The sequence below is a fragment of the Janthinobacterium longum genome, from assembly GCF_051380735.1.
Lineage (GTDB): Bacteria > Pseudomonadota > Gammaproteobacteria > Burkholderiales > Burkholderiaceae_D > Janthinobacterium.
Window position 1 is genome coordinate 73,208 of record NZ_JBNYXQ010000007.1, and the last position, 16,283, is coordinate 89,490.

Here is a 16,283-nt window from a genome sequence, read left to right on the forward strand (position 1 = left end):
AATAATTTACACAAGGAAAAAACATGATCAAAGTTGGCATCGTCGGCGGCACTGGCTACACTGGCGTGGAATTGCTGCGCCTGCTGGCAACCCACCCGGACGTCGAGTTGACGGCGATCACGTCGCGCAAGGAAGACGGCCTGCCGGTGGCCGACATGTATCCTTCGCTGCGCGGCCATGTGAAACTGGCGTTTTCCTCGCCCGACAAGGCTAATCTGGAGCAATGCGATGTGGTGTTCTTCGCCACCCCGCACGGCGTGGCGATGGCGCAGGCACCGGCTTTGCTCGCTGCCGGCGTGAAAGTGATCGACCTGGCCGCCGACTTCCGCCTGAAAGACCAGGCCAAGTTCGAACAATGGTACAAGATTCCCCATACCGCCCCCGAGCTGATCGAACAGGCCGTGTATGGCTTGCCGGAACTGAATCGCGAAGATATCAAGCAGGCGAAGCTGATTGCCAACCCGGGTTGCTATCCGACCACCATGCAGCTGGGCTTCTACCCGCTGCTGAAAGCCGGCCTGGTCAACGCCGGCAGCCTGATCGCCGACTGCAAGTCGGGCGTGTCCGGCGCCGGCCGCAAGGCGGAAATCGGTATTTTGTTCTCGGAAAGCAGCGACAGCTTCAAGGCCTATGGCGTGGCTGGCCACCGCCACCTGCCGGAAACCACGGCCCAGCTGCAGCGTTTCACTGACGAAAAAGTCGCGCTGACGTTTACGCCGCACCTGGTGCCGATGATACGCGGCATGCATTCGACCCTGTACGCGCAGCTGAACAAGGATGTCAGCAATGAAGAACTGCAAGCCTTGTTTGAAGAGCAATACAAGGATGAGGCATTTGTCGATGTGATGCCGTTCGGCTCGCATCCGGAAACCCGTTCCACGCGCGGTTCGAACATGCTGCGCCTGGCGCTGCACCGTCCTGAAGGCGGCAATACCGTGATCGTGCTGGTGGTACAGGATAACCTGGTCAAGGGCGCATCGGGCCAGGCCGTGCAATGCATGAATCTGATGTTTGGCTTGACGGAAACGGCTGGCTTGCAGCATATCGCGCTGCTGCCGTAAGCCTTGCGGGGCAGGCCCCCGCGCTGTGAGCAATAACAACGCCGTGGCCGCTGAAAAAAAGGCAGCCGCAGCGTGACTTGCGCCAACAGTCTATAATGAATACATGTTTTCTCAGGAGGTTGAAATGAATGCTGTCGCTGAAATGCAAGATGTGATCCCATCGCCCATCGTCTTTACCGATAGTGCCGCCGAAAAAGTCGCCCAGTTGATCGAGGAAGAAGGCAATCCCGACCTGAAACTGCGCGTGTTCGTGCAGGGCGGCGGCTGCTCCGGCTTCCAGTATGGCTTCACCTTCGACGAAATCGTCAATGAAGATGACACCACCATGGTCAAGAACGGCGTCCAGCTGTTGATCGATTCCATGAGCTACCAGTACCTGGTCGGCGCGGAAATCGACTACAAGGATGACCTGGAAGGCGCGCAGTTCGTGATCAAGAATCCAACGGCAACGTCGACCTGCGGTTGCGGTTCGTCCTTCTCGGTGTAAAAAACGGGCAGGTAAATAGATAGCGGCTCCACGGAGCCGCTATTTTTGTTACTGCTGTCACTTAGTGCGGGTACAGGGCGCCCAGCACGCGCAGTCCCCTCGCCCCCGTCACTGCTGGCAAATTACCCGGTTTTCTTTGCGTAAAACGCCAGGCCAGCCAGGCAAACGCCAGCGCCTCGACCTGGTTCGGCGCCACGCCCAGCGCCTGCGTCGACGCCACTGCCATGCCTGGCAGCTCTCGCGCCAGCGCCGCCATCAGGGTGGTGTTATAGGCGCCACCACCACACACATATACCGTGTCGGCCAAAGCGCCGTCGCGCAAGATCGCCTGCGCCAGGCTGGCGGCCGTCAGTTGTGTCAGGGTCGCCTGCACGTCGGCCGGCTGTGCGTCCGGATAGGCGGCCAGCCTGGTGGCCAGCCAGTCGGCATGGAACAGGTCGCGGCCGGTGCTTTTCGGCGCGGGCAGGGCAAAATACGGTTCATTGAGCAACGCTGCCAGCAGGGCAGGGATGATCTTGCCGCTGGCGGCCCAGGCGCCGTTCGTGTCATATGGCTGGCCCTGGTGGCGCAGAATCCAGCCATCCATCAGGGCGTTGCCCGGTCCGCTATCGTAGCCGGTCACCGTGCCATCGGCCTGCAGTACGCTGATATTGCTGATGCCGCCAATATTGGCCACTACCCGCGTCTGGCCCGGCGCATTGAACAGCGCCTGGTGAAACGCCGGCACCAGCGGCGCGCCCTGGCCGCCGGCCGCCACGTCGCGGCTGCGCAGGTCGGCGATGACGTCAATGCCGCTGAGCTCGGCCAGCAGGGCCGGATTGTTCAACTGGCGCGTAAAACCCAGTTCGGGACGATGGCGGATGGTCTGGCCATGCGCGCCGATGGCGGCCACGGCGTCCGGGCCGATGTCGGCCTGGGCCAGCAAGCTGCCGACGCAATCGGCATAGTGGCGCGCCAGTGCGTTGGCAGCTTGCGCCTCGCGTTCGATCTCATTGTGCCCAGGCGCTTGCAGGGCCATCAGGTCGGCGCGCAAACTGGCGGGGAAGGCCACATAGGCGTCGCCCAGGCTGTGCACGCGATCGTGTGAAAAGTCGACCAGGGCACCGTCGACGCCGTCGAGGCTGGTGCCGGACATCAGACCGATATACAACATGCTGTTTCCTTGTCTTTAAAAACTGGCTCGATAAAACAAAGGCACCGGCCATCGGAATGGGCGGTGCCTTGTCGTTATCCCCGCAGGGGCTTGGTATTTAGCGCGAAGCGAGTGCTGTGTCGTTCGGGCGCAGCAGGGTGAAGCGGTGCATCATGTCGGCCGACACCATGCGGAAGCGGGCCAGCTCGGCGGCCGTCAGCGGCGCCTGTGCCTGCACGTTCAGCTTGGTTGGATCTTGCGCCTCGCCGCCTACGCGGAATTCGTAGTGCAGGTGGGCGCCGGTCGACCAGCCGGTCGTGCCAACGTAGCCGATAACCTCGCCCTGGCTGACTTTCTGGCCTTTTTTCAGGCCCGCAGCGAAGCGGCTCATGTGCGCATAGGCAGTGCTGTAGTTGGCCCAGTGCTTCAGGACCACCACGTTGCCGTAGCCGTTTTGTGTACCGACCATATCGACCACGCCGTCGCCCGAAGCGCGGATCGGGGTGCCGGTGGCGGCCGCGAAATCGATGCCTTTGTGTGCTTTCCAGTTGCCCGAAATCGGATGCACGCGCATCGAGAAGCCGGACGAGATACGCGAGAATTCAAGTGGGGATTTGAGGAAGGCTTTTTTGAGGGACTTGCCGTCGAAGCTGTAGTAACCGCCGCCTTGCTTGCTGGCCGGGTCTTCGAACCACACGGACTGGAACGTCTTGCCGCGGTTGGTGAATTCACCGGCCAGGATGCGTCCCGCTCGGACAAATTCGCCGTCTTGCCAGAAAGTTTCATAAACCACGTTGAACGAGTCGCCACGTTTCACATCGGAACGGAAATCGATATTGGTCGAGAACATTTCGACGATCTGCTTGGAGATCGCATCTGGCAGGCGGGTGCCGTCCAGGCTGGAATCGGTGGCGGCAAACAAGGTCGAAGTGATCTTGCGCGCATGCATTTCCACGCGGCGCTCCAGTTGCGCGGCCACTTCAGTAGCAACGAACTTGTCGCCCTTGCGGGTGATCAGGATATTCTTGGCCGAGCTGCCGGTGTCATCGACGAGAGTGGCGCGCAGCCAGTTCAGTTCGCCGTTTTCGGTCGTTTGCGCTTGCACGCGCTTGCCCGTTTTCAGCATCATCACGCGGCGCGCGACCTTGTCGGTCTTGATGAAATTGGCGGCAGCCGCATCATCGACGCCCAAGCGTATCAGCATGGCGGACAGCGTATCGCCAGGGCGCACTCTTTCTTCGTGGGTGAAGTTCTGGTCTACCTTTTCCAGCGCGGTGATTTGCGACGACAGATCAGGCATTTCCAGATTTTCGGCGATCGAACGGACCGGCAGGTCCGACGCATCGGGAACCATCGGAGAGACCGCCACGGCGCCAAAGGCGACCACGGTCAGCAGCACTGCGGACGCGCCGACGATGCGTGCTTTGCGAGTGGTCGCTAGCTGGATGTACAAGCGTGAGCTTGTGATTTTATGTATAGGGTTCATGCAATCAGTTAAAATTTGCCCTTGAACGATTCGTGAACTGCTACTCTTTTTTATTGTTATTTTGGTTCGTTTTCATGCGGCAAGATTGATGGGATCGAACATTATAACAAACTCTGCAAACCTACTACCATTTTGAGATCGACGGCAAAAATTTATGGAAATCAACACCACCGCATCACCTGCCAAGGCCAACCCAGCTCAGACGCCGCTCGTGCTGTCGGACAGAGTACAAGAAGCCCTCGCGATTACCAAGCGTGGCGTCGATGAACTCTTGATCGAAAGCGAATTTGCGCAAAAATTGGCGCGCTCCGAACAAACAGGTGTACCGCTGCGTATCAAGCTGGGCCTGGACCCGACCGCACCGGACTTGCACCTGGGTCACACTGTGGTGCTGAACAAGATGCGCCAGTTGCAAAACCTCGGCCATCAAGTCATTTTCCTGATCGGCGACTTCACTTCCATGATCGGCGACCCTTCGGGCCGCAACGTCACGCGCCCGCCGCTGACGCGCGAACAGATCGAGATTAACGCGATGACGTATTTCGCGCAAGCCTCTTTGGTGCTCGACGCCAGCAAAACCGAAATTCGCTATAACTCCGAGTGGTGCGATCCGCTCGGCGCGCGCGGCATTATCCAGCTCGCTTCGCACTACACGGTGGCGCGCATGATCGAACGCGACGATTTCACCAAGCGCTTCCAGGGCGGCGTGCCGATTTCCGTGCACGAATTCCTGTACCCGCTGATGCAGGGTTACGACTCGGTGGCGCTGAAGTCCGACCTGGAACTGGGCGGCACAGACCAGAAGTTCAACCTGCTGGTCGGCCGCGAGCTGCAAAAGCAGTACGGCCAGGAACAGCAGTGTATTTTGACCATGCCGCTGCTGGAAGGCTTGGACGGCGTGGAAAAAATGTCCAAGTCGAAAAACAACTACATCGGCATCACGGAAGCGCCCAACACCATGTTTGCCAAGCTGATGAGCATTTCCGACGTGATGATGTGGCGCTACTACGAGCTGCTGTCGTGGCGTTCGATCGCCGAACTGGCGCAACTGAAGAGCGAAGTCGAGGGCGGGCGCAATCCGCGCGACGCGAAAGTGGCGCTGGCGCAAGAGATCGTCGCCCGTTTCCACTCGCAGCAGGCGGCCGAGGATGCGCTGGCCGACTTCGTCAACCGCTCGAAGGGCGGCATCCCGGACGATATTGCGGAAGTGACGCTGGCCGGCGCGCCGCTGGCGATCACCCAGCTGCTCAAGCAAACAGGCTTGTGCCCGTCGGTCTCGGAAGCAGCCCGCATGATCGACCAGGGCGGCGTGCGCATCGACGGCACCGTGATCAGCGACAAGACCTTGAAAGTCGAGGCCGGCGTATGCGTGTTGCAGGTGGGCAAGCGTAAATTTTCGCGCGTCACCCTGAGCGCATGATCGCTCTGCTGCAACGGGTGACATGGGCCAGCGTGGAGGTCGATGGCAATACCATCGGCGCCATCGACGCCGGCCTGCTGGTGCTGGTGTGTGCCGAGCGCGGCGATACCGCAAAGGAAGCGGACGCCTTGCTGACCAAGCTGTTGGGCTACCGCGTTTTTGCCGACGAAGCGGGCAAGATGAACCGCAGCGTGACCGATGTGGCCGGCGGCTTGCTGCTGGTGCCGCAGTTCACCCTGGCAGCCGATACCAAGTCCGGCACGCGACCGTCGTTCACCCCGGCCGCCAGCCCGCAGGACGGCTTGCGCCTGTTCTGTCATTTCGTGGAGCAGGCGCGCAGGCGCCACGCCGGCGTGCAGACGGGGCAGTTCGGCGCCGACATGCAGGTGTCGCTGACGAACGACGGCCCGGTCACGTTCTGGCTGCAAGTTCATCCAAAACCGGCCCGCGCTGAAGAACTCACCTGAAGATCGATACGATGAACACGACGATTTTACTGATACGCCATGGCGAAACGCCGTGGAACGCCGAACGCCGCTTGCAGGGTCATATCGACATTCCCCTGAACGACGTTGGCCTGCAGCAAGCTGCGGCGCTGGGCCAGGCGCTGGCCGGCGAACCGCTGGCAGCTGTATTGTCGAGCGACCTGCAGCGCGCGCGACAGACGGCGCAGGCCGTGGCTGACTTGCACGATTTGCCGGTGCAGACCGATCAACTGCTGCGCGAGCGCTGCTATGGCGCCTTCGAAGGATTGCTGTATGCCGATATCGCGGCGCATTACCCGCATGAGTATGCGCAGTGGCAAGCGCGCCAGATCGACGCCGTGATGCCGTCCGGCGAGCGCCAGGCCGAGAGTTTTCGCCAGTTTTATACACGCGCCAATGCGGCCATCGCGCGCTGGGCCCGGCGCTATGATGGCCAGACCATCGCCATCGTCGCCCACGGCGGCGTGCTTGAGTGCGCCTACCGCGAGGCGGTCGGCATGACACTCGACAGTCCGCGCGATTTCCAGGTCAGGAATGCCAGCGTGAATCGTTTTTCATATGCCGACGGCAAGTTGCATTTGGTGCACTGGGGAAACATCGAACACCTGGCGGTGCCCGCGATGGATGAGCTGGGGTAGTTGCACCTGTGATGCCCTGGCGCACTGGGCCTGAAAAATAGTGCTTATTAATTAGGCAGGGTATCGGTTAAAATAGCAGGTTCCCCCGTCCATTCCAGGTTCTTCAGTGCAAATCGGCCCTCACATTCTGCGCAACAACGTTTTCGTCGCACCCATGGCTGGCGTGACGGATCGGCCATTTCGCCAGTTGTGCAAACAGCTGGGCGCCGGCTATGCCGTATCGGAAATGGCGGCTTCGAATCCGCGCCTGTGGGCCACGGAAAAAAGCAGCCGCCGTACCGACCACGAAGGCGAAATGGAGCCAAAAGCGGTACAGATCGCGGGCGCCGATCCACAGGACCTGGCCGATTGCGCCAGGTTCAATGTCGATCGGGGCGCGCAGATCATCGACATCAATATGGGTTGCCCGGTGAAAAAGGTCTGCAACAGCTGGTGCGGTTCGGCCCTGCTGCAAAACGAAAGCCTGGTTGAAAAGATCCTGCATGCGGTGGTGAACGCCGTCGACGTGCCCGTGACCCTGAAATTTCGCACCGGCTGGAACCGCGAAAACAAGAATGCCTTGCGCATCGCCCGCATCGCCGAGCAGGCCGGCATCCAGATGCTGACCTTGCATGGCCGCACGCGTGCCGATGGTTACAAGGGCGATGCCGAGTACGAAACCATTGCCGCCGTGAAAGCGTCGGTAGGCATACCCGTGGTGGCCAATGGCGACATCACCAGCCCGCAAAAAGCCCGCTACGTGCTCGATCAGACGGGGGCGGATGCCGTCATGATCGGCCGTGCGGCGCAGGGCCGGCCATGGATCTGCCGCGAGATCGACCATTTTTTGCGTACCGGCACTTTATTGCCGGCGCCGTATGTGGACGAAGTGCGCGGCCTGATGGACGAGCACTTGCGCGCCCATTACGCGTTTTATGGCGAATTTCTCGGTGTGCGCACGGCGCGCAAGCATATAGGCTGGTACGTGAAAGATCTGGAAGGTGGCGAACAGTTCCGCCAGCAAATGAATTTGCTGGAATCGACGGACGCGCAGTTGCTGGCCGTCGATCAATTTTTTGAGTCGCAATGGAAGTTTGGCGAGCGGTTACAATACCGCCTCTCCGAAGATAGTGACAGCGGTTTGACCGAAATGGCCGCAGCAGTATAAAGAAAAGGGCTTTTCCGGCTTGCACCAGACTTGCGCGTTTGCGCGACGGTGATGCACCCGGGAGCGCCTTGATAAATCAATTAGCCGGTTCAAGCATAAAAAATGAGCAAAGAAAGCATACAGGAAGTCGTTCAGAAAAGTCTGGAAGATTATTTCAATGACCTGGGCGAGCAGCAAGCGTCGAATATCTATGACATGGTGGTGCTGACCGTCGAAAAGCCCATCCTGGAAGTCGTGATGACACGCGCCGATGGCAACCAGTCGCATGCCGCGCAAATGCTGGGCATTAACCGCAATACCTTGCGCAAGAAGTTGCAGGAGCACGGTCTGCTGTAACGCCGGCTTGCAAGTGACGCCAAGTTTTGAATCCGCCGCAGGCCGGTACTGACACCGGACTGCGCATTCGCCAAGAACACTTAACCACCTAGCCACAGCCATGATCAAACAAGCTCTCCTTTCCGTTTCCGACAAGACCGGCGTCCTCGATTTCGCGCGCGCCCTGTCTGCCCTCGGCGTCAACCTGCTGTCGACCGGCGGCACCGCCAAATTGCTGGCCGATAACGGTGTGCCCGTCACGGAAGTGGCCGACTACACGGGTTTCCCCGAGATGCTCGATGGCCGCGTGAAGACCTTGCACCCGAAAGTACACGGCGGCATCCTGGCGCGCCGCGATTTCCCCGAGCATATGTCCAAGCTGGTTGAACACGACATGCCGACCATCGACATGGTGGTGGTCAACCTGTACCCCTTCCAGGGCACCGTGGCCAAGGCCGATTGCACCCTGGAAGACGCGATCGAGAACATCGACATCGGTGGCCCGACCATGCTGCGTTCGGCGGCCAAGAACCACAAGGACGTGATCGTTATCTGCGATCCGAGCGATTACGAAGTGGTGCTGGCCGAAATGCGTGCGTCTGACAGTGCGGCTGAGGGCAAAGCTGGCGAAGTGAGCTACGATACCCGATTCATGCTGGCCAAGAAAGTGTTTGCCCACACGGCGCAATACGATGGTGCCATCACCAACTACCTGACCAGCCTGGGCCCGACCAAAGTGCACGCCGAGCGCGGTGCTTATCCGCAAACCCTGAACGTGGCGTTTGAAAAAGTGCAGGACATGCGCTACGGCGAAAACCCGCACCAGAGCGCCGCCTTCTACCGCGACCTGGTGGTGACCGACGGCGCACTGGCCAACTATCGCCAGCTGCAAGGCAAGGAACTGTCGTACAACAATATCGCCGACGCCGACGCGGCCTGGGAATGCGTGAAGAGCCTGGGCGGCTTCGAGCAAAGCGCCGCCTGCGTGATCGTCAAGCATGCCAATCCATGCGGCGTGGCGCTCGGTGCGAATGCTGCCGAAGCGTACGCGCGCGCGCTGCAGACGGACCCGACTTCAGCGTTTGGCGGCATCATCGCCTTCAATACCGAACTCGACGGCGCCACCGCCAGCGAGATCGCCAAGCTGTTCGTGGAAGTGCTGATCGCCCCATCATTCTCCGCTGAAGCGAAACAAATCCTGTCGAGCAAGCAGAACGTGCGCATGCTGGAGATCCCGCTGGGCAATGGCGTGAACGCGATGGACTTCAAGCGCGTCGGTGGCGGCCTGCTGGTGCAGTCGCCGGATGCGAAAAACGTCGCCATGGGCGACCTGCGCGTGGTCAGCAAACTCAAGCCGACGCCGCAGCAACTGTCGGATCTGATGTTCGCCTGGAAAGTGGCAAAATTCGTCAAATCGAACGCCATTGTCTTCTGTGGCAATAACATGACCCTGGGTGTGGGTGCAGGGCAGATGAGCCGCATCGACTCGGCCCGCATCGCCTCGATCAAGGCGCAGAACGCCGGCCTGTCGCTGGCCGGTTCAGTGGTGGCGTCTGATGCCTTTTTCCCGTTCCGCGATGGCCTTGACGTGGTAGTTGACGCAGGTGCCACCTGCGTGATCCATCCGGGCGGCTCGATGCGCGACCAGGAAGTGATCGATGCGGCCGATGAGCGCGGCGTCGTGATGTTGTACACGGGTACGCGTCATTTCCGTCATTAATATTTAACCCAGCGGCAAATGCTGGGTCTGAGTTGTAAAACGGCAGGCACCGGTTATTCACCGGTGCCTGCCGTATTCATTATAGAATCTGGCGATGATTATTCTTGGCATCGATCCTGGCTTGCGCACTACTGGCTTCGGGGTTATCGAAAAACACGGCAGCAAGCTGCGCTATATTGCTTCGGGCACCATCAAGACCGCTTCCGAAGGGGCTTTGCCGCCGCGCCTGAAGATCATTCTGCAGGGTGTGTCGGAAATCGTCGCCACCTACCGGCCCGACTGCGCGGCCATCGAAAAAGTCTTTGTCAACGTCAATCCACAATCGACCTTGCTGCTGGGCCAGGCGCGCGGTGCGGCCATCTGCGCGCTGGTTCATGCCGACCTGGACGTGGCCGAATATACGGCGCTGCAACTGAAGCAGGCCGTTACCGGCCACGGCAAGGCGGCCAAGGAGCAGGTGCAGCAGATGGTGGCGCGCTTGCTCAGCTTGCCCGGCCTGCCCGGCAGCGATGCGGCCGATGCGCTGGGCGTGGCGATTTGTCACGCCAACAGCGTCGATGCGCTGGCCATGATCGGTGCGCTGGCGCCGCAGTTGCAAGGCCTGCGCATGAAGCGCGGCCGCCTGGTCGGCTAAGGCATACTTGGGCATACTTCACATTTACATGAGGAACACGCAATGATAGGCCGTCTGTCCGGTATTCTGCTTGAAAAAAATCCGCCGCAATTGCTGGTCGATTGCCAGGGGGTCGGCTATGAAGTCGATGTGCCGATGAGCACGTTTTACAATCTGCCACACGTGGGTGAAAAAGTCGTGCTGTTTACGCACCAGGCGATCCGCGAAGATGCGCATCTGCTGTTCGGCTTCGGCAACGCGGCCGAGCGTGCCGTGTTTCGCCAGCTGATCAAGATCACCGGTGTCGGTGCGCGCATGGCCTTGTCCATCCTGTCGGGCATGACGATTGCCGACCTGGCGCAGGCGATTACGCTGCAGGATTCGGGCCGCCTGGTCAGAGTGCCCGGCATCGGCAAGAAGACGGCCGAGCGGCTGCTGCTGGAACTGAAGGGCAAGATCGGTGCCGATCTCGGCCCGCTTGGCGCACACGCGGCGCCGGACGCGCAGTCCGATATCCTCAACGCGCTGGTCGCGCTGGGCTATTCCGAGAAGGAAGCGCAGGCGGCCGTGAAAAACGTGCCGGCCAGCAGCGGTGTCTCGGACGGCATCAAACTGGCGCTCAAAGCGCTGTCGAAAGGCTAACGGGAACACGGCATGAGTATCCAGACCGATATCTTCACGGAACAGCGCATTATCGATGCGGCGCCGATCTCGCACAACGAAGAGGCGATCGAACGGGCCTTGCGGCCCAAACAGCTCGATGAATATGTGGGCCAGGAAAAGATCCGCGACCAGCTGGAAATTTTCATTACCGCCGCACGCCAGCGCAAGGAAGCGCTCGACCATACTTTGCTGTTCGGCCCGCCTGGCCTGGGCAAGACCACGCTGGCGCACATTATCGCGCGCGAAATGGGCGTCAACCTGCGGCAGACCTCGGGTCCGGTGCTGGAGCGCCCGGGTGACCTGGCGGCCATTCTGACCAACCTGGAAGCGAACGATGTGCTGTTTATCGACGAGATTCATCGGCTGTCGCCGGTGGTCGAAGAGATACTGTATCCGGCGCTGGAAGACTACCAGATCGACATCATGATCGGCGAAGGCCCGGCCGCCCGCTCCGTGAAACTCGACCTGCAGCCGTTCACCCTGGTGGGCGCCACCACGCGTGCCGGCATGCTGACCAATCCGCTGCGCGACCGCTTCGGCATCGTGGCACGGCTGGAGTTCTATAACACTGCCGAGCTGACCCGTATCGTCACGCGCAGCGCGGCCTTGCTCAAGGCGCCAATCGACCCGGACGGCGCGCATGAGATCGCCCAGCGCGCACGTGGCACGCCGCGCATCGCCAACCGCCTGCTGCGCCGCGTGCGCGACTTTGCCGAGGTGAAAAGCAATGGCGAGATCACCAAGGTGGTGGCCGACCGTGCGCTGGTCATGCTCGATGTCGACTCGGTGGGCTTTGACGTGATGGACCGCAAACTGCTCGAAGCCGTGCTGTTCAAGTTCGGCGGTGGCCCGGTCGGCATCGGCAATCTGGCCGCCGCCATCGGCGAAGCGGCCGACACCATCGAAGACGTGCTGGAGCCTTACCTGATTCAACAGGGATTCCTGCAGCGCACGCCGCGTGGACGTGTCGCCACGCCGGCTGCCTATCTGCACTTCGGCGTCAGCGCGCCGCGCATCAGCCCGAATGGTGAAGCTTGGACGGTGTAACGGGCATGCCAGGTATGCAGATCTGGGTCGATGCCGACGCCTGCCCGGTGGTCATCAAGGAGATTTTGTACCGCGTTGCCGACCGGCTGGAGCTGCCCGTCACGCTGGTTGCCAACCAGGGCCTGCGCGTGCCGCCGTCGCGTTTTGTCCGCACGGTGCAAGTGCCGTCGGGTGCCGACGTGGCCGACCAGGAAATCGTGCGCCTGCTGAACCCCGGCGACCTGGTGGTGACGGGTGACATTCCGCTGGCGTCCGACGTGCTGAAGAAGGGCGGCTACGCGCTCAATCCGCGCGGCGAGTTCTATACGCAGGATAATATCGCCCAGCAACTGAGCATGCGCGCCTTTATGGAAGAGCTGCGCAGCGGCGGCGTCGATACCGGTGGCCCGGCCGCGTTCAACCACGGCGACCGGCAGAGCTTTGCCAATAGCCTGGACCGGCATTTGCAGAAATATCACCGCAAACCCGCTTGAGCATGGGCGAAAAAAAACCGGCGCAAGCCGGTTTTTTGTTGGAAAAAACGATTTATTCTTCGCGCACCCAGGTCTGCGAACGACCAAACATCGGCACACCCACATAACCGCGCACCTGCAGCTTGGCGCCACCTTCGGTCAGCTCGGCCTTGCTCTTGTAGACCTTGCCAGTGGCCGGATCTGTGATTTCGCCGCCGTTCCACTCCTTGCCGTCTTTTTTCAGGCCCGTCAGGATGGTCAGGCCGATAATCGGCTGGTCCTTGCTGGCGCCCGTGCATTTGTCGCAAGTGGGGTTCTGGTTTTCTTCCGGGGCACGGAACAGTTTTTCGATTTTTCCTTCCAGTACGCCGCCATTGTCGGTGATGCGGACAATGGATTTCGGCTTGCCGGTGGCGTCGTCGATGGTTTTCCAGGCGCCCACGGGGCTGTCATTGGCAGCGCTGGCGCCGCCGGCGATGGCAAGCAAGGCCATCAACAGGGTGGTTTTGAGGCTGTTTGTAAACAAGGTACGCATCGCTAGTCTCCATTGGTTTTTTTGAACGTTACGCGAACTTTTTACCAAGGCAAGACCAGCAGCGTGGCACGGCGGCATCATGCCGCCGTGCCATCTTTCCAAACTTGCCTTATGCGACAGGTAGTTTAGCAAACTGTTCGCGCAGTTTTTCTATTGTGGCCGAAAAACTGAGCAAGCGCTCGTTTTCTTGCGCAACAATGGCTGCCGGGGCGCGGGCCACGAAGCTTTCATTGCCAAGCTTGCTGTTGACCTTGGCAATTTCCGCTTCGATGCGGGCGATCTCCTTGCCCAGGCGCTCGCGTTCGGCCGCCACGTCGATTTCCACTTTCAGCATCAGCTTGGTGGTGCCTACTATGGCCACCGCTGCCGGCGAATCGGGCAGTGCATCGACGATCTGCACTTCGGCCAGCTTGCCCAGCGATTGGATATATGGAGCGTAGCTGCCCAGCGCGGCCTTGTCGGCGGCGTTGCCCGCTTCCACAAACAGCGGCACGCGCAGCGATGGCGAGATCTGCATTTCGCCGCGCAGGTTGCGCGTCGCGTCGGTCAGCGCTTTCAGTTGCTGCATCCAGGCTTCGGCCGCTTCGTCGATCTTGCTGGTGTCGGCGATCGGGTAAGGCTGCATCATGATGGAATCTTCAGCCTTCAGCGTCTTGCCAGCCAGCGGGGCGACGGTCTGCCACAGCGCTTCCGTCACAAACGGAATAATCGGATGGGCCAGGCGCAGCACCACTTCCAGCACGCGCAGCAGGGTGTGGCGGGTGGCGCGCTGCTGGCCTGGCGTGCCTTGCTGCACTTGCACCTTGGCCACTTCCAGGTACCAGTCGCAATACTCGTCCCACACGAATTTGTAGATGGTGGCGGCGATATTGTCAAAGCGGAAGTCTTCGAAACCCTTGGCCACGTCCAGTTCGGCTTTTTGCAGCAGCGAGATAATCCACTTGTCTGCCTGCGACAAATCGGCCTCGTTCGCACTGCAGTCGTGGCCTTCCGTATTCATCATCACGAAACGGGTGGCGTTCCACATCTTGTTGCAGAAGTTGCGGTAGCCTTCGCAGCGGCCCAGGTCGAAATTGATATTGCGGCCCAGCGATGCATAGCTGGCCATGGTAAAGCGCACGGCGTCGGTTCCGTAGGCGGAAATGCCGTCCGGGAATTCCTTGCGTGTCGCCTTGGTGATTTTTTCCGCATCGCGCGGGTTCATCAGGCCGGTGGTGCGCTTGGCGATCAGGCCGTCCAGGTCGATGCCGTCGATCAAATCGATCGGGTCCAGCGTATTGCCTTTCGACTTGGACATTTTCTGCCCGGTCGAATCGCGCACCAGGCCATGCACGTAGACGGTTTCAAACGGCACCTTGCCGGTGAAGTGCGCCGTCATCATGACCATGCGCGCGACCCAGAAGAAGATGATGTCGAAACCCGTTACCAGTACCGACGACGGCAAAAAGGCTTTCATGTCCGGCGTTTCTTCCGGCCAGCCCATGGTCGAGAACGGTACCAGCGCCGACGAGAACCAGGTGTCGAGCACGTCGTCGTCGCGTTTCAAGGGGCCGGTGCTGCCGGCGGCCTGCGCCTTGGCCTGCGCTTCGGCTTCGGTCTTGGCGACGAAAATATTGCCGGCCTCGTCATACCAGGCCGGAATCTGGTGGCCCCACCACAGCTGGCGCGAGATGCACCAGTCCTGGATGTTGTTGAGCCACTGGTTGTAGGTGGTGCTCCAGTTTTCCGGCACGAACTTGATTTCGCCATTGGCCACTTTTTCCAGTGCCGTCTCGGCAATCGACTTGCCCGGGAAGAAAGTGCCTTCCGGCGCCGGCTTGCTCATGGCGACAAACCACTGGTCGGTCAGCATCGGTTCGATCACCACGCCGGTACGGTCGCCGCGCGGCACCATCAGCTTGTGCGGTTTGACCTGTTCCAGCAGGCCCTGCGCATCGAGGTCCGCGACGATCTGCTTGCGCGCGGCAAAGCGGTCCAGGCCGCGGTAGGCCTCGGGCGCATCGTCGGTAATTTTTGCGTCCAGCGTCAGGATCACGATCTGTGGCAGCTTGTGGCGCTGGCCGACGGCGTAATCGTTCATGTCGTGCGCGGGGGTAATCTTCACGCAGCCGGTGCCGAATTCCTTGTCGACGTATTCGTCGGCGATGATGGGAATTTCACGGTCGCTCAAAGGCAGTTTCAGCATCTTGCCGACCAGCGCCATATAGCGCTCGTCGGTCGGATCGACTGCTACCGCCACGTCGCCAAGCATGGTTTCAGGACGGGTGGTGGCCACTGTCAAAAAACCGCTGCCGTCAGCCAGCGGGTATTTGATGTACCACATCGAGCCGTCTTCTTCTTCCGAGATCACTTCCAGGTCGGATACGGCCGTGCCCAGCACCGGGTCCCAGTTGACCAGGCGCTTGCCGCGGTAGATCAGGCCCTGCTCGAACAGGCGTACGAAGACGTCGGTGACGACCTTCGAGCGCGGCTCGTCCATCGTGAAGTATTCGCGTTGCCAGTCGGCCGAAGCGCCCAGGCGGCGCATCTGGCCGGTGATGATGGAACCCGACTTTTCTTTCCACTCCCACACTTTTTCGACGAATTTTTCGCGGCCCAGGTCATGGCGCGAAATCTTTTGCGCGTCCAGCTGGCGCTGCACCACGATCTGGGTGGCGATGCCGGCGTGGTCGGTGCCGGGGATCCAGGCCGTGTTGTGGCCCAGCATGCGGTGGTAGCGCGTCAGGCCATCCATGATGGTTTGGTTGAAGGCATGGCCCATGTGCAGGGTGCCGGTCACGTTCGGCGGCGGCAACTGGATGCTGAATGAAGGTTTTCCGGCATCGAGAGTGGCGGTAAAGTAACCGCGCTGTTCCCACTCGGTGCGCCAGAATTGTTCAATGTCGGCGGGCTCGAAAGACTTGGCTAATTCCATGATTTGGCGTGTGTTTGGCAAAAGGAATCATTATAAGGGGTGCTTAAAGCATGTGCAGCAAATAGCCGGTCGCAGTGGCCGAAAAGCCCTGCACGATTGCGCAATATTGCTACATTGCATTTCTTTCACGCTATCATCTTTGCAATCACCTCAGCAAACAAGCTCAAC

16 protein-coding genes are annotated in these 16,283 nt (G+C 60.3%); 12 read left to right on the forward strand and 4 right to left on the reverse strand.

Translation table 11 applies throughout. The annotated features are described in order from the left end of the window. Positions 1-23 precede the first annotated feature (23 nt). Both argC and erpA read left to right on the forward strand, forming a co-directional pair. Entirely contained in the window at positions 24-1,061 is a 1,038-nt protein-coding gene (gene argC / locus ACQ4WM_RS17840; protein WP_436547997.1) for an N-acetyl-gamma-glutamyl-phosphate reductase, read from the forward strand. A gap of 124 nt (positions 1,062-1,185) precedes the next feature. Next, positions 1,186-1,548 carry an iron-sulfur cluster insertion protein ErpA gene (gene erpA, locus ACQ4WM_RS17845; protein WP_065308248.1) on the forward strand — a complete coding sequence of 121 codons (363 nt, stop codon included), beginning with the start codon at positions 1,186-1,188 and terminating at the stop codon, positions 1,546-1,548. A gap of 61 nt (positions 1,549-1,609) precedes the next feature. Here erpA and ACQ4WM_RS17850 read toward each other — a convergent pair whose 3' ends face one another. Further along, positions 1,610-2,701: an anhydro-N-acetylmuramic acid kinase gene (locus ACQ4WM_RS17850; RefSeq protein ID WP_436547998.1), complete on the reverse strand. Its 1,092-nt coding sequence runs from the start codon at positions 2,699-2,701 to the stop codon at positions 1,610-1,612. 97 nt (positions 2,702-2,798) lie between these two features. After that, entirely contained in the window at positions 2,799-4,166 is a 1,368-nt protein-coding gene (locus ACQ4WM_RS17855; RefSeq protein WP_436547999.1) for a M23 family metallopeptidase, read from the reverse strand. Between the two features lie 154 nt (positions 4,167-4,320). On the opposite strand from ACQ4WM_RS17855, the gene tyrS reads away from it, so the two are divergent. The 10 genes from tyrS (at position 4,321) to ACQ4WM_RS17905 (ending at position 12,687) form a co-directional block, all read left to right on the forward strand. Continuing rightward, positions 4,321-5,586: a tyrosine--tRNA ligase gene (tyrS, locus tag ACQ4WM_RS17860; RefSeq protein ID WP_436548000.1), complete on the forward strand. Its 1,266-nt coding sequence runs from the start codon at positions 4,321-4,323 to the stop codon at positions 5,584-5,586. Then, a complete protein-coding gene (gene dtd / locus ACQ4WM_RS17865; protein ID WP_436548001.1) occupies positions 5,583-6,053 on the forward strand; it encodes a D-aminoacyl-tRNA deacylase in 471 nt (156 codons plus the stop codon). Before tyrS ends, dtd begins: the two co-directional genes overlap by 4 nt. 11 nt (positions 6,054-6,064) lie before the next feature. After that, complete coding sequence (locus ACQ4WM_RS17870) at positions 6,065-6,709, forward strand: histidine phosphatase family protein (protein WP_436548002.1); 645 nt, start codon at positions 6,065-6,067, stop codon at positions 6,707-6,709. Between the two features lie 106 nt (positions 6,710-6,815). Next, on the forward strand, positions 6,816-7,856 hold the full coding sequence (dusB, locus tag ACQ4WM_RS17875; protein ID WP_436548003.1) for a tRNA dihydrouridine synthase DusB: 1,041 nt from the start codon (positions 6,816-6,818) through the stop codon (positions 7,854-7,856). Positions 7,857-7,958: 102 nt separating this feature from the next. After that, positions 7,959-8,192 carry a helix-turn-helix domain-containing protein gene (locus ACQ4WM_RS17880; RefSeq protein ID WP_008445162.1) on the forward strand — a complete coding sequence of 78 codons (234 nt, stop codon included), beginning with the start codon at positions 7,959-7,961 and terminating at the stop codon, positions 8,190-8,192. A gap of 100 nt (positions 8,193-8,292) precedes the next feature. Further along, positions 8,293-9,891, forward strand: a complete 1,599-nt coding sequence (purH, locus tag ACQ4WM_RS17885) for a bifunctional phosphoribosylaminoimidazolecarboxamide formyltransferase/IMP cyclohydrolase (RefSeq protein WP_436548004.1) — start codon at positions 8,293-8,295, stop codon at positions 9,889-9,891. Between the two features lie 94 nt (positions 9,892-9,985). After that, a complete protein-coding gene (gene ruvC, locus ACQ4WM_RS17890; RefSeq protein ID WP_436548005.1) occupies positions 9,986-10,525 on the forward strand; it encodes a crossover junction endodeoxyribonuclease RuvC in 540 nt (179 codons plus the stop codon). 42 nt (positions 10,526-10,567) lie between these two features. Next, positions 10,568-11,146 (forward strand): Holliday junction branch migration protein RuvA, encoded by a 579-nt coding sequence (gene ruvA / locus ACQ4WM_RS17895; RefSeq protein ID WP_436548006.1) that lies wholly within the window; start codon positions 10,568-10,570, stop codon positions 11,144-11,146. Between the two features lie 12 nt (positions 11,147-11,158). Next, a complete protein-coding gene (gene ruvB, locus ACQ4WM_RS17900) occupies positions 11,159-12,214 on the forward strand; it encodes a Holliday junction branch migration DNA helicase RuvB (protein WP_436548007.1) in 1,056 nt (351 codons plus the stop codon). A 14-nt stretch (positions 12,215-12,228) separates the two neighbouring features. After that, complete coding sequence (locus ACQ4WM_RS17905) at positions 12,229-12,687, forward strand: YaiI/YqxD family protein (protein ID WP_436548159.1); 459 nt, start codon at positions 12,229-12,231, stop codon at positions 12,685-12,687. A gap of 52 nt (positions 12,688-12,739) precedes the next feature. Here the strand turns inward: ACQ4WM_RS17905 and ACQ4WM_RS17910 are convergent, their stop codons facing one another. After that, on the reverse strand, positions 12,740-13,201 hold the full coding sequence (locus tag ACQ4WM_RS17910) for a DUF2147 domain-containing protein (RefSeq protein ID WP_436548008.1): 462 nt from the start codon (positions 13,199-13,201) through the stop codon (positions 12,740-12,742). A 109-nt stretch (positions 13,202-13,310) separates the two neighbouring features. Next, on the reverse strand, positions 13,311-16,115 hold the full coding sequence (locus tag ACQ4WM_RS17915) for a valine--tRNA ligase (protein ID WP_436548009.1): 2,805 nt from the start codon (positions 16,113-16,115) through the stop codon (positions 13,311-13,313). Between the last annotated feature and the right edge of the window lie 168 nt (positions 16,116-16,283).